The 21,993-nt window shown below is 58.3% G+C and carries 18 protein-coding genes and 1 pseudogene; 12 read left to right on the top strand and 7 right to left on the bottom strand.

What is annotated here, in order from left to right:
* Nucleotide 1: 1 nt before the first annotated feature.
* Genes LGL98_RS21755 through LGL98_RS21745 form a run of 3 tightly spaced genes read left to right on the top strand, consistent with a single transcriptional unit; the run spans nucleotide 2 to nucleotide 4,250 of the window.
* Nucleotides 2–1,606 (top strand): aldehyde dehydrogenase (NADP(+)), encoded by a 1,605-nt coding sequence (locus tag LGL98_RS21755; RefSeq protein ID WP_136031542.1) that lies wholly within the window; start codon nucleotides 2–4, stop codon nucleotides 1,604–1,606.
* Nucleotides 1,607–1,621: 15 nt separating this feature from the next.
* Nucleotides 1,622–3,223 (top strand): APC family permease, encoded by a 1,602-nt coding sequence (locus LGL98_RS21750; RefSeq protein ID WP_064166374.1) that lies wholly within the window; start codon nucleotides 1,622–1,624, stop codon nucleotides 3,221–3,223.
* A 10-nt stretch (nucleotides 3,224–3,233) separates the two neighbouring features.
* Nucleotides 3,234–4,250 carry an Ldh family oxidoreductase gene (locus LGL98_RS21745; RefSeq protein WP_136031544.1) on the top strand — a complete coding sequence of 339 codons (1,017 nt, stop codon included), beginning with the start codon at nucleotides 3,234–3,236 and terminating at the stop codon, nucleotides 4,248–4,250.
* 295 nt (nucleotides 4,251–4,545) lie between these two features.
* Here the strand turns inward: LGL98_RS21745 and LGL98_RS21740 are convergent, their stop codons facing one another.
* Both LGL98_RS21740 and LGL98_RS21735 read right to left on the bottom strand, forming a co-directional pair.
* Nucleotides 4,546–5,766: an amino acid deaminase gene (locus tag LGL98_RS21740; protein WP_136031546.1), complete on the bottom strand. Its 1,221-nt coding sequence runs from the start codon at nucleotides 5,764–5,766 to the stop codon at nucleotides 4,546–4,548.
* Nucleotides 5,767–5,808: 42 nt separating this feature from the next.
* A complete protein-coding gene (locus LGL98_RS21735; RefSeq protein ID WP_136031548.1) occupies nucleotides 5,809–5,988 on the bottom strand; it encodes a hypothetical protein in 180 nt (59 codons plus the stop codon).
* Here LGL98_RS21735 and LGL98_RS21730 point away from each other — a divergent pair.
* From LGL98_RS21730 to LGL98_RS21710, 5 genes are all read left to right on the top strand, one after another.
* Nucleotides 5,966–7,405 carry an N-acyl-D-amino-acid deacylase family protein gene (locus LGL98_RS21730; RefSeq protein ID WP_047052880.1) on the top strand — a complete coding sequence of 480 codons (1,440 nt, stop codon included), beginning with the start codon at nucleotides 5,966–5,968 and terminating at the stop codon, nucleotides 7,403–7,405. The two genes, LGL98_RS21735 and LGL98_RS21730, sit on opposite strands and share 23 nt — an antisense overlap.
* A gap of 10 nt (nucleotides 7,406–7,415) precedes the next feature.
* A complete protein-coding gene (locus LGL98_RS21725) occupies nucleotides 7,416–7,808 on the top strand; it encodes a RidA family protein (RefSeq protein WP_136031550.1) in 393 nt (130 codons plus the stop codon).
* Between the two features lie 186 nt (nucleotides 7,809–7,994).
* Entirely contained in the window at nucleotides 7,995–9,482 is a 1,488-nt protein-coding gene (locus LGL98_RS21720) for a sodium:solute symporter family protein (RefSeq protein ID WP_015704305.1), read from the top strand.
* Nucleotides 9,483–9,491: 9 nt separating this feature from the next.
* Nucleotides 9,492–10,364 (top strand): 2-dehydro-3-deoxygalactonokinase, encoded by an 873-nt coding sequence (locus LGL98_RS21715; RefSeq protein ID WP_136031552.1) that lies wholly within the window; start codon nucleotides 9,492–9,494, stop codon nucleotides 10,362–10,364.
* The gene (locus LGL98_RS21710; protein WP_136031554.1) at nucleotides 10,351–10,950 is read left to right on the top strand and encodes a 2-dehydro-3-deoxy-6-phosphogalactonate aldolase; all 600 of its coding nucleotides are present in this window, start codon (nucleotides 10,351–10,353) and stop codon (nucleotides 10,948–10,950) included. Before LGL98_RS21715 ends, LGL98_RS21710 begins: the two co-directional genes overlap by 14 nt.
* Here the strand turns inward: LGL98_RS21710 and LGL98_RS21705 are convergent.
* Both LGL98_RS21705 and LGL98_RS21700 read right to left on the bottom strand, forming a co-directional pair.
* Complete coding sequence (locus LGL98_RS21705; RefSeq protein WP_004177525.1) at nucleotides 10,947–11,810, bottom strand: MurR/RpiR family transcriptional regulator; 864 nt, start codon at nucleotides 11,808–11,810, stop codon at nucleotides 10,947–10,949. The two genes, LGL98_RS21710 and LGL98_RS21705, sit on opposite strands and share 4 nt — an antisense overlap.
* A gap of 70 nt (nucleotides 11,811–11,880) precedes the next feature.
* The gene (locus LGL98_RS21700; RefSeq protein ID WP_136031556.1) at nucleotides 11,881–12,414 is read right to left on the bottom strand and encodes a GNAT family N-acetyltransferase; all 534 of its coding nucleotides are present in this window, start codon (nucleotides 12,412–12,414) and stop codon (nucleotides 11,881–11,883) included.
* Between the two features lie 32 nt (nucleotides 12,415–12,446).
* Here LGL98_RS21700 and LGL98_RS21695 point away from each other — a divergent pair, with 32 nt between their 5' ends.
* Complete coding sequence (locus tag LGL98_RS21695) at nucleotides 12,447–13,283, top strand: GNAT family N-acetyltransferase (protein WP_136031558.1); 837 nt, start codon at nucleotides 12,447–12,449, stop codon at nucleotides 13,281–13,283.
* A 3-nt stretch (nucleotides 13,284–13,286) separates the two neighbouring features.
* On the opposite strand, the gene LGL98_RS21690 is transcribed toward LGL98_RS21695, so the two are convergent.
* The gene (locus tag LGL98_RS21690) at nucleotides 13,287–14,648 is read right to left on the bottom strand and encodes an MFS transporter (protein WP_136031560.1); all 1,362 of its coding nucleotides are present in this window, start codon (nucleotides 14,646–14,648) and stop codon (nucleotides 13,287–13,289) included.
* 179 nt (nucleotides 14,649–14,827) lie between these two features.
* The gene (locus tag LGL98_RS21685; protein WP_004182856.1) at nucleotides 14,828–15,742 is read right to left on the bottom strand and encodes a GntR family transcriptional regulator; all 915 of its coding nucleotides are present in this window, start codon (nucleotides 15,740–15,742) and stop codon (nucleotides 14,828–14,830) included.
* 136 nt (nucleotides 15,743–15,878) lie between these two features.
* Here LGL98_RS21685 and LGL98_RS21680 point away from each other — a divergent pair, with 136 nt between their 5' ends.
* The 3 genes and pseudogenes from LGL98_RS21680 (at nucleotide 15,879) to LGL98_RS21670 (ending at nucleotide 19,420) form a co-directional block, all read left to right on the top strand.
* Nucleotides 15,879–16,901 (top strand): zinc-binding alcohol dehydrogenase family protein, encoded by a 1,023-nt coding sequence (locus LGL98_RS21680; protein WP_136031562.1) that lies wholly within the window; start codon nucleotides 15,879–15,881, stop codon nucleotides 16,899–16,901.
* An 11-nt stretch (nucleotides 16,902–16,912) separates the two neighbouring features.
* Nucleotides 16,913–18,358 carry a tagaturonate reductase gene (locus LGL98_RS21675; RefSeq protein WP_136031564.1) on the top strand — a complete coding sequence of 482 codons (1,446 nt, stop codon included), beginning with the start codon at nucleotides 16,913–16,915 and terminating at the stop codon, nucleotides 18,356–18,358.
* Nucleotides 18,359–18,493: 135 nt separating this feature from the next.
* Nucleotides 18,494–19,420, top strand: a pseudogene (locus LGL98_RS21670) (Rpn family recombination-promoting nuclease/putative transposase).
* A 60-nt stretch (nucleotides 19,421–19,480) separates the two neighbouring features.
* Here LGL98_RS21670 and opgB read toward each other — a convergent pair.
* The gene (gene opgB / locus LGL98_RS21665; protein ID WP_136031566.1) at nucleotides 19,481–21,772 is read right to left on the bottom strand and encodes a phosphatidylglycerol--membrane-oligosaccharide glycerophosphotransferase; all 2,292 of its coding nucleotides are present in this window, start codon (nucleotides 21,770–21,772) and stop codon (nucleotides 19,481–19,483) included.
* Nucleotides 21,773–21,993 lie beyond the last annotated feature (221 nt).

Below are 21,993 nucleotides of genomic sequence, written 5' to 3'. Positions count from 1 at the left end.
TATGAATGCATCTCAGACCACGGCGGGACGGCAGTTTATTGCCGGACGCCGCATTGCCAGCGGTGAGGCGACGCTATTGAGCCTGCGGGCGGTGGACGGCGAAGCCACCGGACACCGCTTTTATCCGGCTTCCCGCGAGGAAGCCGCTCAGGCCGCAGAAGCCGCGCAGCAGGCCTTTGCCGTCTATTCACAAACCACGCCGCAGCAGCGGGCGCGCTTTCTCAACGCCATTGCTGATGAACTGGATGCGCTGGGCGAGGCGTTTTTTGCACTCGCCGGACAGGAGACCGCGCTGCCGCTGGCACGGCTGCAGGGCGAGCGGGCGCGCACCAGCGGCCAGCTGCGGATGTTTGCTGGCGTGATCCAGCGCGGCGATACCTTCGCCGCCCGTATTGATACCGCCTTAGCCGACCGTCAGCCACTGCCGCGCCCGGACCTGCGCCAGTATCAGCAGGCGTTAGGGCCGGTGGCGGTGTTTGGCGCCAGCAACTTTCCGTTGGCCTTTTCCACCGCTGGCGGCGATACCGCCTCGGCGCTAGCGGCTGGCTGCCCGGTGGTGGTGAAGGCCCATCCGGGCCATATGGCCACCGCCGAGATGACCGCTGAAGCGATCGTCCGGGCGGTGGTGCGGTGCGGTTTACCTGGCGGCGTATTCAATATGATTTTCGGGACCGATATCGGCGCCGAATTGGTCCGCCATCCGGCGATTCAGGCCGTTGGCTTTACCGGTTCGCTGGCCGGCGGTAAGGCGCTGTATCAGCTGGCGCAGCAGCGCCCGCAGCCAATCCCGCTGTTTGCTGAAATGTCGGCGATTAACCCATTGATTATTCTGCCGCAGGCGCTGCAAACGCGGGCCGAGGCGCTGGCGAACGAGCTGGTGGCGTCATTCACCCTCGGCGGCGGCCAGTTCTGTACCCGCCCGGGGCTGATTCTGGCGCTGCGCGGCGCTGGTCTGGAACGCTTTAAGTCGGCGCTGTGCGCGGCGGTAGCGGGTTCTGCGCCGCAGGTGTTGCTCAATGCGCCAACCCTTCAGCACTACCGGCAGGGCGTGGCGGCGCTGGCGGCGCACCCGCGTATTGAGAAGCTGGCGAGCGGCATCGCCGCCGGCGACGGGCAGGCGCAGACCCTGCTGTGGCAGGCTCAGGCCGAGGATCTGCTGGCGCAGGATACGCTGCTGCAGACCGAAGTTTTTGGCCCGCTATCGCTACTGGTGGAAGTGGACGATGAGGCCCAACTGCAGGCGGTGGTGAAAGCGCTGCAGGGGCAGCTCACCGCGACGGTGCATGCTGAGGCGGATGATGGCCCGCTGGCGGCGAGCCTGCTACCGCTGCTGTGCGAGAAGGCCGGACGGGTGCTGTTTAACGGCTATCCCACCGGCGTGGAAGTGTGCGATGCGATGGTCCACGGCGGCCCGTGGCCGGCGACCACCGACGCGCGCGGAACCTCGGTCGGCAGCCGGGCGATTGAGCGTTTTCTGCGCCCGGTCTGCCTGCAGAATGCGCCCGCCGCCCTGTTACCGCCGGCGCTGCAGGATGCGAACCCATTGAATCTGCTGCGCCTGGTCAACGGCCAGTGGACCCGGGAAGCGATTTCTTCCTCTCATTGACGCAAGGGCATCACCATGACCATTCACACTACGCATAACAGTCAAACCCGCGTTGCTGAGTCGGGTAAGTTTAAAAAACAGCTGACCCTGACCGATCTCACGTTTATCGGCCTGGGGGCGATTTTCGGCTCCGGATGGTTATTCGCCGCCAGCCACGTGGCATCTATTGCCGGTCCGGCCGGGATCGCGTCGTGGGTGATCGGCGGCTTTGCGGTACTGCTGCTGGGGATTGTCTACTGCGAGCTGGGGGCAGCGCTGCCGCGCGCTGGCGGTATTATTCGCTACCCGGTCTTTTCCCACGGCGAGCTGATGGGCTATCTGCTGGGGTTCATCACCCTGATCGCTTTCTCCAGCCTGATCTCGATTGAAATCGTCGCCGCCCGGCAATATGCCGCCGCCTGGTTTCCGGCGCTGACCCAGCCGGGCTCCAGTTCGCCGACGCTGCTGGGGTGGGTGGTGCAGTTCCTGCTGCTCTGTTTCTTCTTTGCGCTGAACTACTACAGCGTTAAGACCTTCGCCCGATCGAACAACTTCATCAGCGTGCTCAAGTTTCTGGTGCCGCTGCTGGTGGTGGTGACGCTGTTCGCCTTCTTTAAACCGGAGAACCTGCACGCGCAGGGCATTGCGCCGTTCGGCATGTCCGGGGTGGAAGCGGCAATTAGCGCGGGCGGAATTATCTTCGCTTATCTGGGGCTGACGCCGATTATCTCGGTGGCCAGCGAAGTACAAAAGCCGCAGCGGACTATCCCTATTGCGTTGATTTTATCAGTGGTGCTGTCGACGATTATCTACGTGCTGCTGCAGCTGGCATTCCTTGGCAGTATCCCCACCGAGATGCTGAACGGCGGCTGGGCCGAGGTGAGCAAACAGTTCTCGCTGCCGTATCGCGATATCGCCATTACCCTCGGCATGGGCTGGCTGGCCTTTATGGTGATAAGCGATGCGATCATCTCCCCGAGCGGCACCGGCAATATCTATATGAACGCGACGCCGCGGGTGATCTACGGTTGGGCGAAGGCGGGCACCTTCTTTAAAGCCTTTACTCATATTGATAAAGCGTCCGGGATTCCGCGCCCGGCGCTGTGGCTGACCTTTGGGCTGTCGATTTTCTGGACGCTGCCGTTCCCCTCCTGGGAACAGCTGATTAGCGTGGTGTCGGCTGCCCTGGTGCTGAGCTACGCCATCGCCCCGGTGACCGCCGCCGGGCTGCGCCGCAACGCGCCGGATCTGCCGCGGCCGTTCCGCGTGCGCGCCTTCGGCATCATCGGCCCGATATCGTTTATGATCTCGGCGCTGATAGTCTACTGGTCCGGCTGGAATACGCTCTCATGGTTACTGGGGCTGCAAATCGTGATGTTTGTCGTCTACGTGATGTGCAAAGGTAAGGTGCCGGAACATACCGTGAGCCTGGCGCAGCAGGTTAAGTCTTCGCTGTGGCTGATCGTTTTTTATGCGTTGATTATCCTCTTTTCCTGGCTGGGCAGCTTCGGCGGGCTTAATGTTATCGGTCACCCCTGGGATACGGTGCTGGTGGCGGCGATGTCGTTGGGGATTTACTACTGGGGCGCGCGTAGCTGCCTGCCGCAGGCTAACTTTAGCGGAGACGAAGAAGAGTAAAGGAGACAGTATGGAGTCGGTAACTCTATCGTTACCTGAAGCTTATGACCTGGCGCTGGAGGTACTCAGCGCCAATGGATTTAGCGCCGACCACGCGGCGGCCATTGCACGTAATGTGGCCGCCGGGGAGCGCGACGGCTGCGCTTCCCACGGCCTGTGGCGGCTGTTGGGCATTGTCGATACCTTGCGTAAAGGTAAGGTATCGCCTGATGCCGAGCCGCAAATCCACGATCAGGCGCCGGCGATTGCGCGGGCGGACGCCGGCGGCGCTTTTTCGCTGCTGGCCTACGAGCGCGCGCTGCCGCTGCTGCTGGAGAAGGCGCGGCACAGCGGCATTGCGGCGTTGGCGATTAACCGCTGCGTCCATTTTTCAGCGCTGTTTGCCGATATTGAGCCGTTGACCGAGGCAGGGCTGGTGGGGCTGGCCTGTACGCCAAGCCACGCCTGGGTCGCCCCGGCGGGCGGCACGCGTCCGCTGTTCGGCACCAACCCTATCGCCTTTGGCTGGCCGCGGCGGGATAAGCCGCCATTTATTGTTGATATGGCGACCAGCGCCGCGGCGCGCGGCGAGATCCAGCTGCATCAGCGTGCTGGCAAAGCGCTACCGGAAGGCTGGGGAATCGATAGCCAGGGACAGCCGACGACCGATGCCGCGGAGGTGCTGAACGGCGCAATGTTGACTTTCGGCGGCCATAAGGGCTCGGCGCTGGCGGCAATGGTTGAGCTGCTGGCCGGGCCGCTTATCGGCGATATGACCAGCGCCGAATCGCTGGCGTGGGATAACGGCGCGGGCGGTCTCCCCTACGGCGGGGAGCTGATCCTGGCGATGGATCCGCAGCGCTTTCTCGGCGCGCAGGCTCCAGAGCAGCTGGCGCGCGCCGAAACGCTGTTCAATGCGATGCAGGATCAGGGGGCGCGACTGCCGGGCGAGCGGCGTTTCGCCTGCCGCCAGCAGAGTGAGCGGCAGGGAGTCGTCATCAGTCGTTCACTGCATGATGAGATTTGCGCCTTGCGCCAGGGGGGGTAAGACGCAAGCGCCGCCCCCGGGACATCCCCCGGCTCGCGCTACGCTAAGCCGGGCTACCGAACGTTGCAGGTTATGTAGCCCGAGTAAGGCGCGGAGCAGCGCCACACGGAACATCCCCCGGCTCGCGCTACGCTTAGCCGGGCTACCGAACGTTGCAGGTTATGTAGCCCGGGTAAGGCGCGGAGCACCGCCACACGGAACATCCCCCGGCTCGCGCTACGCTAAGCCGGGCTACCGAACGTCGCAGGTTGTGTAGCCCGGGTAAGGCGCGGAGCGCCGCTACCCGGGATGCCGGTCAAAACAGCGTGTCGAGCTCATCCAGCACGTTGTAGTCGTCATCGACCAGCAGCAATGTCTTCCACTTATCAAAGGTCAGACACGGGTGCGAGGTGCCGAACAGCAGAATATCGCCGACCTGCACATCGCTACCCGGCGCCAGGCGCAGCATACAGTGCTGATCCATGACGCCGATACTGACGATCGACTCCGCGCGCAGCGCTAACTGCTGGCCGTTACGATAATGGGCGATCGGCTGCGGCAGCCCAACGTCGAACGCACAGTCGCGCTTGCCGAAATTCACCACCGCACGATCCGCCTCCGGCACTGATTGCACCATCGCCATCAGCTCCAGCGCTGATGTAAGATCGCCGGCGAGATCGCAGGCAATCGGATCGCGGGCGATCAGCGCTTGTTGTGCGAGATCGTAGATCCCGCGATCGTGGGTGATATAACAGCCAGGGCGGATGACGATACGGCAGCGGTGCGGTTTTGCCGCCGCCAGCCAGATGTTGCATACCACGTCATACCAGACGGTGCCCGCGCCGGTGAGAATAAATTCACCGTCAACCAGCGGCTCCATGCAGCAGGCAAGCGCTGCGGCCTGTTGTAATAACGCTTCCACCTGCGGTTGCGGATCGTCGCCGTGCAGCACTCCTTCATACAATTCCAGTCCGCGTAGCCGTAACCCCGGCAGGTCGCTTACCCGCTGCGCCAGCGCCAGCGCGTCATCGACGCTACGACAGCCGCAGCGCCCGCCCGGCACGCCAAGTTCAATCATCACATCCAGCGTTTGCCCCTGGGAGGAAAAGAACGCGGAGAGGGCGCGCACATTGGCCTCGCTATCGACGCAGCAGATAAAATCCACCGCCCGATAGTGGGCTTTTAGCTGCGCGACCACCTGCATATTGGCCTTGCCGACCAGCTGATTGACCATCAGGACGCGTTGGATGCCGCTGGCCATCGCCGCGCTGGCCTGCCAGGCGCTGCCCACGCCGATCCCCCACGCTCCCGCTCGATGCTGCGCCTGAAATATCCATGGCGTCATTGTCGTTTTACCATGCGGCGCCAGCGATACGCCGCGAGCGTCGGCGTAGCGCTGCATCCATGAAATATTATTTTCCAGCGCCGACTTTTTTAGCAGTGCGGCGGGCAGACAGACCTCTTCCGCCAGCAGATTAGCCGGCGCGGACATGAGGGCGGATTTGTGCGGGATGAGCGGTGCTGAATGGTATTTCATAACACTATCCTTTCAGGGTTTTAATCGGTTAGTCGCTGAGTATCATTTATAACTATTTGATAAATATATTTTTAATATGAAAATGCTATTCGTTTTGAATAAAAGTATCACAAAGTGATCTGGGTTTTGCGTAGTTTTCCACTGTTTTTTGCGCTTGTAAATGGTTAACTTACCGGCATGTCGAAAGGGAGTAATTGCTATGAAAGTTGACTGGCTTTTCAAAAATGTCACGGTGATCGACGGGAGCGGCGGGCCGCAATACCGTGCTGATGTGGCGGTGAAGGGCGACCGAATAATGGCTATCGCCCCGGCGCTGGATGTCGCGGCGGAGCAGGTGATTGATGGCCAGGGGCGGGTACTGGCGCCGGGCTTTATTGATGTGCATACCCATGATGATATCAACGTTATCCGTATGCCTGAGTACTTGCCGAAACTCAGCCAGGGGGTGACGACGGTGATCGTCGGCAACTGCGGGATCAGCGCGGCGACCGCTACCATGCGCGGGGAAGTGCCGGACCCGATGAATCTCCTCGGCGAGCAGCAGCACTTTATCTATCCCACCGTGGAGGCTTATGCCCATGCGGTGGAGGCGGCGCGACCGTCGCTGAATGTCGGCACGTTAATCGGTCACACCGCGCTGCGCAATAACCATATGGACGATCTGTTTCGTCCAGCGAGCGAGACGGAAATCGCCGGCATGCGCGTACAGCTACGCGATGCGCTGCGCCAGGGAGCATTAGGGCTCAGTACCGGGCTGGCCTACGCCAGCGCCTTCCAGTCGACCACCGAAGAGGTGATGGCGCTGGCGGAGGAGCTGGCGGCCGGGAAGGGCATCTATACCACCCATTTACGCTCGGAGTTTGAGCCGATTCTCGAGGCGCTGGATGAAGCCTTCCGCATCGGTCGTCACGGCAACGTGCCGGTGGTGGTTTCACACCACAAGTGCGCCGGGGCGAAAAACTGGGGGCGTACCAAAGAGACGCTGGCGTTTTTCGATGAGATGCGCCAGCAGCAGGATATCGCCTGCGATTGTTATCCCTACTCCGCCAGCTCGTCGACGCTGGATATGAAACAGGTGACCGATGAGTTTGATATCGTGATCACCTGGTCCGAAGCGCAGCCGGAGCAGGCGGGGAAAACGCTGCAGCAGATCGCCGATGAGTGGCAGGTGAGCCTGCACGACGCCGCGGCGCGGCTGATGCCGGCGGGCGCTATCTACTACAACATGGATGAGCAGGACGTACGGCGAGTGATGCGCTATCCGGTCACCATGATTGGCTCTGACGGGCTGCCGAACGATCCGATGCCGCATCCGCGCCTGTGGGGCGCCTTCCCTCGGGTACTTGGTCACTATAGCCGCGACGAGCAGCTATTCCCGCTGACTACCGCGGTACACAAGATGACCGGGCTGTCGGCGGCGCGCTTCCAGCTGGCGGATCGCGGGCTGGTGAAAATTGGTTACTTTGCCGACCTGGTGCTGTTTGACCCGCAGACGGTGCGCGATGTCGCCAGTTTCTCCGACCCGAAACGACCGGCGGACGGCATTGAGGCGGTGATGGTCAACGGCGTGATGAGCTACGGCAGTGATAAGAAAATTACCGGGCGGGCAGGGCGTTTCCTGCGCCGTCGGATGGACTAAGGAGTTGAGTATGAGTATCAAACGTTATGGCGTAGAAGGCGGTACCGGCACCGGCGGTCAGCATCTGCCGTTTGCCCGCGCGGTGGAAGCCGGCGGCTGGCTATATGTCTCCGGGCAGACGCCGATGAAAAATGGCGAAGTCGTGGATGGCGGCATCGTCGAACAATCGCGGCTGGCGATCCAGAACTGCGTCGACATCATGAGCGAAGCCGGTTACGGCATGGCGGACGTGGTACACGTGAAAGTGATCCTCACCGATGCGCGCTATTTTCAGTCGTTCAATAAGGTATTTCGCGAATTCTTTGGCGATAATCCGCCAGCGCGCATTTGCTGCGTGGCGGACCTGGTGGTGGATTGCAAAGTTGAAGTGGATGTGACCTGTTTTAACGCTGCGCGACAATAACGCCCGAAACCTAACAATAAATCCCTCCCTTTGCGGGAGGGAGCATCAAAAAAGTGTGATAGCGGCACCAGAGTGAATAAATAAATCGGTGCCACTGGGTTCGCTATGCCTTTTTTCAGGCATGGTTCCTGTTAACTCATAATATTCAGCGGCACGAATATTATTTATTACGTCTGGATGTGAGCCATGAATAATATGTCATTTATGATTTGGTTTTCCGTTTATGCCTGCGCGATGATTACTTTAGGTTGGTACGTTTCGCGCAAACAGAAAACCGGCGAAGACTTTTTACTTGGCGGTCGTTCGCTGCCGATGATCCTCACTCTCGGTTCAACGGTCGGCACCATGGTGGGGACCGGCTCCAGCGTCGGCGCCGTCGGCTTTGGCTACAGCAACGGCTGGGCTGGGATGCTTTACGGCCTCGGCGGCGCGGTGGGGATCCTGCTGGTGGCATGGTTATTCGCGCCGGTACGTAAACTTCGCTTCATGACCATGAGTGAAGAAATGTCGTATTACACCGGCGGCAGTAAAATTATCAAAAACCTCGTCGCGATACTTATTTTTATTGCCTCTATCGGCTGGCTGGGGGCGCATATATTAGGTGGCGGATTATATCTGGCGTGGGCCAGCGGCATTGATATTAATGTCGCGAAAATTATTATCGCGCTGGCTTTTGTGGTTTATGTCGGTATTGGCGGCTATTCCGCGGTGGTGTGGATCGATACCATTCAATCGATCGTGCTGTTCGTCGGCTTTATTTTAATGGCGGTGCTGGCGGTTCATCACGTTGGCGGCTGGAGCCATATTCAGCAGGCCGTCGATCCGGCGGCGCAAAGCCTGTTCGCGGTCGATAAATTAGGCGTGTTGCCGGCGCTATCATTGGCGATGGTGATTGGCGTCGGCGTGCTGGCGACGCCTTCTTATCGCCAGCGTATTTACTCGGCGAAGACCGTCTCCTCGGTGCGCCAGTCCTTTACCATTACCGGCCTGCTGTATCTGGGCTTCTCCTTCCTGCCGGCGATCATCGGTATGGCGGTATGGACCATGAACCCGCAGCTGGAGAACAGCGGCTTCGCCTTCTTGTTTGCCACTCAGGTGCTGCCGCCGGTGCTGGCGATGGCGATCCTGATTGCCGGGATGTCGGCCAATATGTCTTCCGGCAGCTCTGATGCCATCGCCGCGGTGTCCATTATGCTGCGCGACCTCTACACCCTGGTGACCGGCCATATGCCCGCGCCGGAGAAAGCCATTCGCCTGTCGCGGATCTTCCTGGTTCTGGTCATTGCGCTGGCGCTGCTGTTTGCCCTGACCTCCAACGACATCATCAGCTACATCACCAAAATGATCTCAATGATTATGTCCGGGATGTTTATCTGCACCATGCTCGGCCGTTTCTGGACACGCTTTAACTGGCAGGGCGCGGTCGCCGCGCTGGCCGGCGGCGCCGGGGCCTCGGTTGCGGTGCTGGTGGATAGCGACTGGCTGGCGTTCTGGGGTAACCCGTGTATTCCGGCGGTACTGACTAGCCTGGTGGCCTCGGTGGTGGTGACGTTACTGACCCCGGCCAGCAGCTTGAGCCGCGAGCAGGCGCTGGAGATGATTACCCGCGAGCGTGAAAGCCGCCCAACGCCGCCGCCGCTGCCGATTGGCAAACGTCATACCTCACGCGGGTAAGGGGCAATCATGAACGAGTATATTGCCGTCGATTGGGGCTCTACGCAGCTGCGGGCATGGCGGATCCGCGAGGGAGAGTGTATCGATAAGCTGCAACTGCCCTACGGCGTCACGCGTCTGAACGGGCAGCGCGCCGAAACGGTATTTCAGCAGCAGCTGGCGCCGTGGCGCGGCGATCCCGCGCTGCCGGTGGTGATGGCGGGGATGATCGGCAGCGATGCCGGTTGGCAACCTGTGCCTTATCTGGCCTGCCCGCTGGCGCTGGAGGCGCTCAATGGTCAGTTACATGAAGTGGCGGAAAACGTGTGGATCGTACCGGGGCTGAAAGTGGCGCAGGCCGCAGAGTACGACGTGATGCGCGGCGAAGAGACGCAGCTGCTGGGCGCCTGGCAACGGATGCCCGCGGAGTGTTACGTGATGCCCGGCACCCACTGCAAATGGGTGCAGGTGCAAAACGGCGTGGTGCGCCAGTTCGCCACGGCGATGACCGGCGAACTGCATCACCTGCTGCTTAATCATTCGCTGCTCGGCCAGCAACTGCCTGTGCAGTTGCCGGATGAAGCCGCTTTCGCCCTCGGTATGGAAAAAGGGCTAAATCAGCCAGCGTTGTTGTCCGGGCTTTTTAGCGCGCGCGCCGCACGGGTGTTAGGCGCGCTGGCGGCGACTTCGGTGAGCGATTATCTCTCCGGGCTGTTGATTGGCGCGGAGGTGGCGACCTTTAGCGAACGCTATCGCGCCAGCCGCGTGGTGCTGGTCGGTGAGCACGCGCTCAGCGTCCGTTATCAGCAGGCGATGGCGGCGTGCGGGTTAGCCGTTTCCTGTTGTTCCGGCGAGGCGGCGTTTCTTTCGGGTATAGCGAGGATGATTGATGGACAAGGTTAACCTGGTAGCAATTTTACGCGGTATCCAGCCCGATGAGGCGGCGGAGCATATCGCCGCGCTAATCGATGTGGGTTTTCGCTATATTGAAATTCCGCTTAACTCGCCGGACTGGCAGCAAAGTATTCCGGCGATGGTGCGCCAGTTTGGCGAGCGGGCGATGATTGGCGCGGGAACGGTGCTGAAGGTTGAACAGGTTGATTTTCTGGCTGAGGCCGGGGCGAAGCTCATTGTGACGCCCAATACGGCCCCGGCGGTGATCCGCCGCGCGGTTGATAAGGGGATGCTGGTGTGCGCCGGCTGTGCGACGGCCTCCGAGGCGTTTAACGCACTGGATGCCGGGGCGCAATGGCTAAAAATCTTTCCGTCATCGGCATTCGGCCCGGACTATATTCGCGCGCTGAAAGCGGTGTTGCCGCCGGAGGTGCCGGTGCTGGCGGTCGGCGGCGTAACGCCGGAAAATCTGGCGACCTGGATACAGGCGGGGTGTGCCGGTGCCGGTCTGGGCAGCGATCTTTATCGCGCCGGACAGGCCGTGCAACGTACCTGCGAGCAGGCAGAGAGGTTTATCTCCGCCAGTAAAAGTTAATCCCCCAGCGGCTGCCGATCGACGCCGCCGCGGTGGCTGTCGAGCGCCAGCTTAATACGGCGTAATTTGCCTTTTGCCTGGGTTTTGTTGGCCATCGCCAGTTCGGTGGCCAGCACATCGACCATCGCCAGCATCGCGTAACGGGAAGTGCTGGGCTTAAAGATATAGTCGTTTTCCCGCACCAGCAGCGGTAGCACCAGATCCGCCTGCTCAGCCAGCGGCGTTCCGGCGGGGGTAATCGCAATAACCTTCGCGCCGTACTGGCTGGCAATCGCCGCGCTCTCGATGATTTCCCGGGTATAGCCGCCCAGAGACAGTACAATCACCACATCCTGCGGCGTCACTGCCGAGCTCATCATGCGTACCAGCAGACCATCGCTCTGGCTGACTACCGGCAGGCCGAGGCGAAACAGGCGATACTGAATTTCCTGAGCGCAGATGGTCGAACCGCCGCCCATCCCCAGGGCGAGGATCTGTCGCGCGTCGCTCAGCCAGCTCACCGCGCGCTTCAGCGCCTCGATATCCAGCGCCCGCCGGTTGGTCTCCAGTACGCTGATGATTGACTCATAGATCCCCTGGACGCCTTCGAGATCCGGAACATCAAGGATAAACCGCTGGCCGACCGCAAGAGATTGCGCAAGCTTCATCTTCAGCTCGCGGACGTCTTTACAGCCGAGCGCCCGGGCAAAACGGGTGACCGAAGCCTGGCTGGTTTGCGTCAGACGCGCTATCTCGGCGATGGGCAGCTCCGCCGCCGCCGCGACATCATCGAGAATAAACTGCGCGATGCGTTTTTCGGTCGCCGTGAGTTCCACAAAGCGATCGGTAATGCAGGAAATAATATCGATTGACCAGGACATACGGGTAACAACGGGTAAGTTTTGAATGGTACTTTGTACCATATTGCGCCGCTGAAATCAGTGCTGAAGTCTACAACGCCAGGCGCATGGCGCAGCGCGACTCGGGCGGCAGGCCGTGCCGGGTCTCCTGTTCCCTTTTTGCCGCCAGCCCGGCGGGCAGGGTCAGCTCATCGAGCATGGCGAATCCCAAACGGGTATAAAACGGCGCATTCCACGGCACCTCGCGGAAGGTGGTGAGGGTTACCGCCGGGTAGCCCATCTGCCGTGCGCCCTCGATAACCCGCTCCAGCAGCATCCGGCCGATGCCCTGTTGCTGCCAGGCCTGGTGGACGGCGACTTCGACGATAAATAACGCATCGTCGAGCGGTTCGGTCAGAATAAAGCCAACAGGTTGCCCGGCGGCTACCGCCAGCAGGCTATGCTCTGTTTCCAGATAATCATGATGGCGCGCAACGCTAATCACCTCGCTGTCCGCCAGCCAGGCGAGAGAAGGGATCTGGCGAAATGCCTGGGCGGCAGAACGTTCAATGGCGGGCAGAAGGGCGATATCGCTCTCCTGAGTCAGGCGTAATACGGCACCGGCAGTTATAGTGTTAGTTTTCATCACCTCAGCATAGCAGCCTTCGGGAGAAAAGTATGGAGCTGACCGCCGTTCCCGCCACGCAGTTCAGCAGCGTGCAGTTAACGGATATTCTCAACGCCTGTTTTGAAGCCTACCTGGTGCCTGTAACCCAGTCGGTGGAGGGATTTGTACAGCGTTTTAGCGCCGAGGGAATGAGCCTGATCGATTCCCGCGTCTGGCTGGCCGGAGATGAACCGGCGGCAATCGCGATCGTCGCGCGCCGGGGGAGTGCCGCTCGTCTGGCGGCCTTTGCTCTGCGCCCGGCCTGGCGCGGTAAAGGCCTGGGCCGGGAACTGATGCAAGAGCTGCTAATGCTCCTGCAACCGCAGGGGATCGAGACGGTATCCCTGGAGGTGATCCGCGATAACCACCCGGCCGTCGCGCTATATCAGGCGCTGGGCTTTACGCGACGCTATGGGCTCTGCGGCTACCTGAGTTCACAACCTCTGGCTCCGGTGCCGGGCGTATTACAGCTTTATCCCACCCTGGCCCTGCTTCGTCGCGCCATTGACGAGAGTAACAGCCAGCTCCCCTGGCTGCTGGATCCGCTTACCTTCGCCACGCTGCCATGTCAGGTCGTGACGCTGGAACAGCGCGCCTTCGCGGTTCTAACGACGGCGGGCTCGCGCCCTGTACTGCAGTTTTTGTGGGTGGAGCCCGCCGCCCGCCGCCAGGGGCTGGCGCGTGAGCTGCTGATGGCGCTGGCGCAGCAGTTCCCGGGCATTGGTACTTCGGTGACGGTGCCGGAAACTTTTACCCCGCTGTTTGCCTCGGCCGGCTATGCCGCTTTGTCACTACAACAGTATGAGATGAGCGCAACGATGAATGCCCTGCGGTTGGCAGGGCGTTAAGATTTAGTCGTTACGCGGATCGCTAATTGGCTGGCGAACCAGGAAAATGTAGGCCAGCGCGCCGAGAGCGGTCACACAGCCGCATATAACCAGCGCCAGCTGGAAGGAATGGGTGGTATCGACAATCAATCCGGTCACCACCGGTGCAAATGAAGCGCAGATAAAGCTGGCGAAATTCTGAATACTGCCGACGGAAGCCGTCATTCTTGATGCCACGGCGACGTGGATCAATCCCCAGCAGGACGTTCCGGCAAAATGAATGCAGAACAACGCCATACCAATTAACAACACCGCCGCGATTGAGGTGGTGGCATGCGGCACGATCAGTGTAAACGCCGCGGAGCAGAACATCCCGGCAATGATGCAGATCTTGCGGCTTTTGATCGGCGCCATGCCGCCTTTGACCAGCCAGTCGGTGACGTAGCCATTGATCAACATACCGGCGGCACCAAACAGGAAAGGAATGGCGGCCATAAATCCGGTACTTTTCAGATCGAGGTTATACGCCGTTTGCAGGTAGCCCGGCAGCCAGGCCAGATACAGCCACGCGGTATAATTGATGCCGCTGAAGCCGAGCATCATTCCCCACATGGTTTTGTTTTTAAACAGGCTGCGCCATTCGGCAAAGCTCAGCGGGTCGCGGCGAACGTTGACGCTGCCGGCGTTAAGGTACGCCTGTTCATCGGCGGTGAGGGGGAGATCCTCCCGGTTGCGATAAAGCATATACCAGCCGATAGCGATGAAGATCCCTAGTACGCCGATAGTGATAAACATCCAGCGCCAGCCCATCATCAGCATCATTGCGGCAAGGATCGGTGGGCTGACCGCGACACCGATCGTCGAGGCGGCGTTGAAGAAGCCCATTGGGCGACCGCGCTCTTTAATATTAAACCAGTCGTTGATCACCTTGACGCCACAGGGGTTCATTGGCGCTTCGCCGATCCCCATGCCGATGCGCACCAGGACGAACTGGGTAAAGCTGTGCACCATCCCGGAGACGGCCTGAAATAGTGACCAGAAAAACATACCCAGCCCTAGCATGATGCGTGGACCTTTGCGGTCCAGCAGAGGGCCGCAGGGCAGTTGCGCAATGCCATAGGCCAGAGAAAAAACCGATAACAGCGCCCCGATTTCAGTGGCGTTGAGCCCTAACTCCTGGCGAATCGTTAAGTTTGCCACGGACAATGAACTTCGGTCGAGGTAGTTAATCACCGCCGCCAGAAATAACAGAATCATTGCCGTTGTTTGAATCTTTTTAATACGAGAGCTACGTTGTAGCGTATTTTCTAAGGGAACTGAAAGGGTTTCCGCTTTCCCCTCTTTAAAGTCGGTCTGCGGGTCTATGGTTATATTTTGTGATTCCACGCCTGACTCCTGATTATTATGTTTGAACGCCAAGTGACAACGAATGGTTTAAACACCACCCACATATTTCACAGTAAAGTAAGTCGACTTGTTTTCAGCATAAATAACCTTTTTGAGAGCGCCGGATTACGTTTTGGGATTTGTGCTGTTGCTAATCATTTTCTGTTTTTAATCGGTACTTAATGCGCCAGCGATTCACTTTGCTTGATAGAGTTAATCATGGATTGCTTCGCGGTGTTCAGGTGGTTACGTAGCGCCAGGTTGGCATCCAGATCGCTGCGACAGATGAGTGCGCTCAGGATAGTCATATGTTCGTCAATAGCGATGATATTGCGCTGTTTAAGGTCGCTTTCATCCCACTGATAGTGGAAGTGAAAGATCACGGAGATAATCTCAAGGGATTGATTAAAAAATATATTATCCGCGGCGGAAAGCAGCAGCGAATGAAAATCACGATCGAGCTGGGAGAACATACGAAAGCTGTCGCCAATGCTGTCCCGCAGAGTGCGGTGGCGCTCAAGCAAGGTTTTGGCCTGCAGCCAGCGGGCATCGCTGTCCGGCAGATTAAGAAAGTGTTGAAGTGCGTGAGTTTCCAGCATTTCCCGCAATTCGAACAGTTGTTCGGCCCAGGATTGCTCAAATTTCTTCATGTTCCACTGGCCGCGTTTTTCGCTTTCAATCAGGTTGTAGCGGCTGAATTTTAGTAAAAACTCTCTGACCACAACCGGGCTGACGCCCGCGGCACGCGCCAGTTGTAGTTCGGAGAACCGCTCTCCGGCGCGTAACTGGCGTTGGTTAATCATGGTGAAAAACGCTTGTTCAAAGAGACGGTTTTGTTCGGCCAGCGAGGCGCTGGAACTATCGAAGCCGTCCTGTACTTCCGGTTGACGAAGGATCTGGTAGTCGTGATTGACCTGGCTCAGGACGCCGCGCTCGCATAAGTGGCAAAGGATATGGCGCACCGTGGTGCGGCTGATGTTATACATTTCCGCCAGTGCGCTTTGCGAGGGTAGCGGCGAGGGGATAAAGCCGCGCGCCATGTCGTTGATGACCTGGTTAATAACATTGTGACGAAGGTTTTGTGAGCGACTCATAACGTTTTCCTTTTTTATCCATTAAAACCGGATTTAAAACAGTTTTGTGCGCGATATTTCACATATTTTGCAATGACTTTCACTCTACTTCTATTTTTCATCGATATCTAAGCCAACAAATACGGAGGCAATTATTATGACGTCGATGAATACTTTAGTGTGTCAGGAACCTAAAAAATTACACTGGGAAAAACGCCAGATTCCCATTCCCGGCGATGATGAAGTGCTCATTAAAATAAAGGCAGTGGGGATTTGTGGGACAGATATTCATGCATGGGGCGGCAATCAGCCTTTTTTTAGCTATCCGCGTGTTCTTGGACATGAAATATGCGGTGAGATAATTGGGCTGGGTAAAAATATTCTTAATTTGAAGAGCGGCCAACAGGTTGCTGTGATTCCCTATGTCGCCTGCCGCCACTGCCCGGCCTGTCTGAGCGGCCGGACAAACTGCTGTGAGAACATTTCAGTGATCGGCGTGCATCGCGACGGCGGGTTTAGCGAATACCTCTGCGTTCCGGTAAACAATCTGCTGGTGGTGGATGATGTCGACCCTGAAGCCGTAGCGTTGATTGAGCCATTCGCCATTAGCGCCCACGCGGTGCGTCGCGCAGCGATCCAGCCGAGAGATCAGGTGCTGGTGGTCGGCGCGGGTCCGATTGGGCTCGGGGCGGCGGCGATCGCTAAGGCTGACGGCGCGCAGGTGGTGGTGGCGGATACCAGCCCGGCGCGGCGCGATCATGTGGCACAACATCTCGGCCTGACCACCCTCGATCCCTCCGATCCACTGTTTACCGAGCAACTGACGGCAACGTTTGGCGGTTCTCTGGCGCAGAAAGTGATTGACGCGACGGGAAATCAACAAGCAATGAACAACACCGTTAATTTAATCCGTCACGGCGGCAGCATCATTTTTGTTGGTCTGTTTAAGGGGGAACTGCAGTTCTCTGACCCGGAATTTCATAAGAAAGAGACGACGATGATGGGGAGTCGTAATGCGACAGAAGAGGATTTTGCCAAGGTGGGGCGGCTGATGACTGAAGGGAAAGTGACCGCCAGGATGATGCTGACCCATCGTTACGACTTCAAATCGCTGGCGGAAATTTACGAAAGCGACGTGATTAACAATCGTCAGCTGATCAAAGGCGTTATTCATTTTTAGCAGGGAAGATCATGAAAACGTTAAACAGACACAACTTTCCAGGACCTCAGTATCCGACCCGTGCGATTCAGTTCGGCGAGGGCAATTTCCTGCGGGCATTTATTGACTGGCAGCTGGATCTGCTGAATGAGCAAACCGATCTGGCAACGGGCGTCACCATTGTTCGCCCGATCAACACCGCGTTTCCGCCGTCGTTAAATACTCAGGACGGGCTGTATACCACGGTGATCCGCGGGTTGAATGAACGCGGCGAGGCGGTGAGCGAGGCGCGGATTATCCGCTCCGTTAATAATGAGATCAATCCCTGGCAGGATTTTGCTGGCTACCTCGCGCTGGCCCGTGATCCGGAGATTACATTTGTGTTTTCAAACACCACCGAAGCGGGGATTAGCTATCACGCCGGGGACCGGCCTGATGATATGCCGCCGGTCAGCTTCCCGGCGAAGCTGGCCCAATTGCTGCTTGAGCGGTTCCGTCATTTCAACGGCGCAGCGGATAAGGGCTGGACAATAATCCCTTGTGAACTGATTGATTATAATGGCGAAGCACTGAAGGCGTTGGTGCTGCGCTATGCTAAAGAATGGCAGTTGCCAGCAGCATTCAGCGACTGGGTTGAAACTGCCAATACATTTTGTTCAACGCTGGTTGACCGCATCGTCACCGGCTATCCGCGCGAGGAAGCGGAAAAACTGGAGGCGGAGCTCGGCTACCATGATGCTTTCCTGGATACTGCCGAATACTTTTGGTTATTTGTAATCCAGGGGCCGCAGGCGCTGAAGGAAATGCTGCGGCTGGATCGCTGCCCGCTGAATATTCGTATTGTAGAGGATATCCGGCCCTATAAAGCGCGCAAGGTTGCCATTCTTAACGGCGCGCATACCGCGCTGGTGCCGGTAGCATGGCTGTGTGAGGTGGATACGGTTGGCGAAGCGATGCAGGACGAAGCCATTCGCCATTATGTCCAACAGACGATTGATGAAGAGATTATCCCGGCGCTCGATTTACCGGCCGAGGAGCTTCGTCAGTTTGCCGATGCGGTCACCGGGCGCTTTCTTAATCCCTATATTCGCCATCAATTGCTCGCCATCGCCCTGAACGGCATGACTAAGTTTCGTACCCGGATCCTGCCGCAGCTGCTGACGACTATCCGCCAGCACGGCGCGATCCCGCCGCGGCTAACGTTTGCTCTGGCGGCGCTCATCGCCTTCTATCGCGGTCAGCGTGACGGACAGACGTATCCGCTACAGGATGATGAAGTTTGGTTAACCCGCTTTGCCGAAGGATGGGCTCAGGTGGCGAACGGCAGCCCACTGCATGAACTGGTCACAGAAGTCCTGCAGGATGCTGCGCACTGGGGTGAGGATCTGACGGCCATTCCCGGCCTTGCTGACCAAGTCACGCGCTATCTGGAAATGATTTTGCGCGCGGGGATGCGGGAGGCTCTGGCACGGCTGTAATGGGGCTGTTGATGGCGGCCAGCCCGGATGGCCGCCATGCTATTCTCCGAGGCGCTTCCCAGAAAATTATCGTCAAACCCCACCGGTTAAAAACCGATGGTAGAGTCCGGCTTTCCTTCTCTTTCAGGCAAGCGGATGGCGATGAAAAAACGGATGACCACGACGCCGCACGATGCGGTATTTAAACGATTTCTTCGCCACCCGGAGACCGCGACTGATTTCCTCACCCTCTACCTTCCCGAAGCGATCCGCAAGCGGTGCGATTTCTCTACCCTGAGGCTGCAATCGGCGAGCTTTATCGATGAGGATCTGCGCGCCTGGTATTCAGATGTCCTCTGGTCGGTGCAGACCACCTGCGGCGCGGGGTAGGTTTACGTGGTGATAGAGCACCAGAGCTCGCCGGATAGCCATATGGCCTTTCGCCTGATGCGTTATGCGATTGCCGCGATGCAGCGCCACCTGGATGACGGGCATAAAACGCTGCCGCTGGTGGTGCCGATGCTTTTTTATCACGGTGTGACCAGCCCCTATCCTTTCTCGCTGAACTGGCTGGATGAATTTGCCGACCCGCAAATGGCGAAAATGCTGTATGGCTGCCAGTTTCCGTTGATCGACGTGACGGTGATGCCGGACGATGAAATCGTGCAGCATCGGCGGGTCGCCCTGCTGGAACTGATGCAAAAGCATATTCGCCAGCGCGATCTCAGCGGCATAACGGAGTCGTTGGCGGCGGTTGTGATGCTGGGATACACTAACCCCCGGCAGTTGAGAATGCTGTTTCACTATATGCTGCAGTACGGCAATACGGCCGAGCCGGGCGTGTTTCTCCGCCGGCTGGCCCGCCGTCTGCCACAGTATGAGGAGACATTGATGTCTATCGCGCGAAAGCTTAAGCAGGAAGGCCGGGAAGAAGGCCGGGAAGAAGGGCACCTGGAGGGCTTGCAGGAAGGCAGCCGACGCGAGGCGCTGCGCATTGCCAACAGTATGTTACAGAATGGCCTCGACAAAGAGATGGTACAGAAGATCACCGGGCTTTCGGCGGATGAACTACAGCCGCTGTAGGGTTAACGTCCTGCCACGGCAACCGTTGCCCGGCGCGAAAATCCGCCGGGCAGGATTGTTTTAGCCTTCGCTTTTCACCACTTTGATCTCCACCATGCCGATCCCCAGCTGACGCGGGGAGTGACCGAGGATGTTACCCTCGTTGGTGGACTGCGGATCCGGTGGCGTGATCGTCAGCGTATTGCTGCGCGTCGGATTGTCGAAATGCAGCGTCGTGGTGGTGACATCATTGGCCAGAGTAAGCACTTGCTCACTTTGGCCAACCCGTACCGGGATCGGCTTGTTGGCATTTGGGCCATAGGCTTTGGCGGTGATCACCAGATCAAATTTCTCCGGCAGCGGTTCTTTATATTCAATCTTCACGTCGCTGCCCAACTGGGCATTGGACCACCGCCCCCACGACTCGGGACGCGAGATACCGCTGAACTGTTTAACCTCTTCCGGAGCGCCAGCGACGTTAAACACGAAGCTGTCGGCCTTGTAGCGAATATCGTTGTCGACAATTTTCAGCGTATCGACGTTTCCCTTATAGCGCTCCATATCGATAAGGGTATCCCTAAAGGCGGTTTTGCCTTGCCACTGTGGCTTATCGACGTGCTGGACCTTCTGCTCACCACCCAATTGCCCCTGTGAGACGCACCAGTCGGTGGAGAGCGCGAGTTCAGGCGCCCACAGTTGGCCCATTTTATAGCAGCGATCGATCCACACGAAGTTATCCCGCGGCGCAAAATCGGCCAGCTGGAAACGCAGCGGCGCGGAGTATTCGCTTTCCGGCAGCGGCTCCACGCGCTGGTCCGACACCCGCAGCAGCAGCGGTAGACGGAAATGGCTGCCGGAGAATGCGATCATGTTCTTCTGCGAATCGATAGTGAAACTTTTCATCTCTTTCGGGAAGTTCCACAGGCGGATCACGTCCGGTTTCCAGGCGAGGATTTTCTCTTTCATGTTCATGAAAATACCGGAGAGCGACTGGCCGGAAAGACTACTGCGCCCGAGACCAATAAAGTTATCGCCGCCGAGAATGTCGAGCACCGTCGCGCCGTTATCCATGGTGTTGCGTTTCACCGCCAGGGTCTCCTGCTGCGGTTGATCGCCACGCAGGACAAAGAACAGATTGCTGCGATCGTGCTTGTTGAGGTATTCCCAGGCGCTGTTCTTCATGGCCAGGTGATCGGAAGAGACCACGATGACCGTGTTTTTGAAATAGGGTGAGGCTTTGATCTTCTCTATCAGCGCGGCGATATGTTCCTGGCTGCAGCTAACGGCGCTGAAGGAGAGGTTTTTCTTACCATCCACGTCATAGCGTTTACGCTTGCAGGTGCGCGAGATAAAGCCGTCGGGGTGGTGGGTATCCACCGTCAGGGCAAATAGCGAGAAGCGTTTCCCGGACCGGGACAGTTCTTCGTATTTTTTCCACGTCTCGTCGAGCACGGTGTCGTCATAGAAGCCCCAGTCGTTGCGGTAGGTAGGATCCGCCACCGTAGTTTTTAGCTCTTCTGCCCCGTAGAGATGATCGAAGCCGTGAGATTTAAGAAATACGTCTTTGCCGGCAAAGCGCAGGTTGGCTCCCTGCACAAAATAGTTTTCATAGCCGGAGTTCTTCAGAATATCGCCAAGGCAGATATTCTGCGGAAAGAAACTGGAAACCGAGGCCGAGGCGTTACCTTCAAACGGCGCGAATAGCGGAATACCGCACTGCGAGGCGACCATACCGGCGATGGTGTAATCGGTCCCCGGCAGCTGCATGGTATTGCTGAAATCGAGCCCCTGATCTTTTATTTTACCCAGCTCAGGGGTGAGGTTAGGGAAAGCATCGTTATCAAAATAGGTGCGCTCAAGGCTTTCGCCGTAGATATACACCAGGTTCAGCTGCGGATTGGCGATTTGCTTCGACGGCTCTTTATAGTACGCGGCAAAGTCTGGATCGCCCTCGCGCGACTGGGATTTCACCAGCTCACTTATCTGATGGAACGCCGGGCTGGCATCGACGGAGGCCAGTGCCAGCAGCAGAGCCGCCAGGCTGTAGCCGACATGATGAGGATGATGCCGACGACGGCGCAGTACCCAGCCGAGGGCACCAAAGACGGCGACCAGCGCGACGGCCACGCCGACGCCCGGCAGTATGTATTTGCCGATCCCGGCCCCGGTCAGGCTGTTGGTCAAGGTGTAGAGTACCGCGTCGTTGATGCCGTCGCCGGTAAAGTAGTCGCTGGCGTAGAGGGTGATATTCAGCACCACGAACAGGCCTAACACCGTAAGCGTGGCGGCAAACCACCAGGTGTTACGTCCCGCTTTCCAGGCATAAAGCACCACCGATGCTAAAAATAAGGCGATGGATAACAACTCTGACACAGCTCATCCTCATTAACGCCAGTTATCGGCTGGCAGAACAGATTACTTTTCAAGCCACACTGTAATTGCAGCGCCATCTTGCTGCAATTCTAGCGTCATGAAAGTGTGCAGTTATTCAGAATTGGTTTAGAAGTTGCCTTTTTTGATCGGCGTCGCAGCGGGCGTGGCGGGGAAGCGGGGAGGGTAAATGGGTAAAAAAAACGTTTCAGGCCGCGCTGCCG

The sequence above is a fragment of the Klebsiella africana genome, assembly GCF_020526085.1.
Taxonomy (GTDB): Bacteria; Pseudomonadota; Gammaproteobacteria; order Enterobacterales; family Enterobacteriaceae; genus Klebsiella; species Klebsiella africana.
The sequence above is the reverse complement of the archived record's forward strand: the minus strand, read 5'-3'. Positions and strand labels throughout refer to the sequence as shown.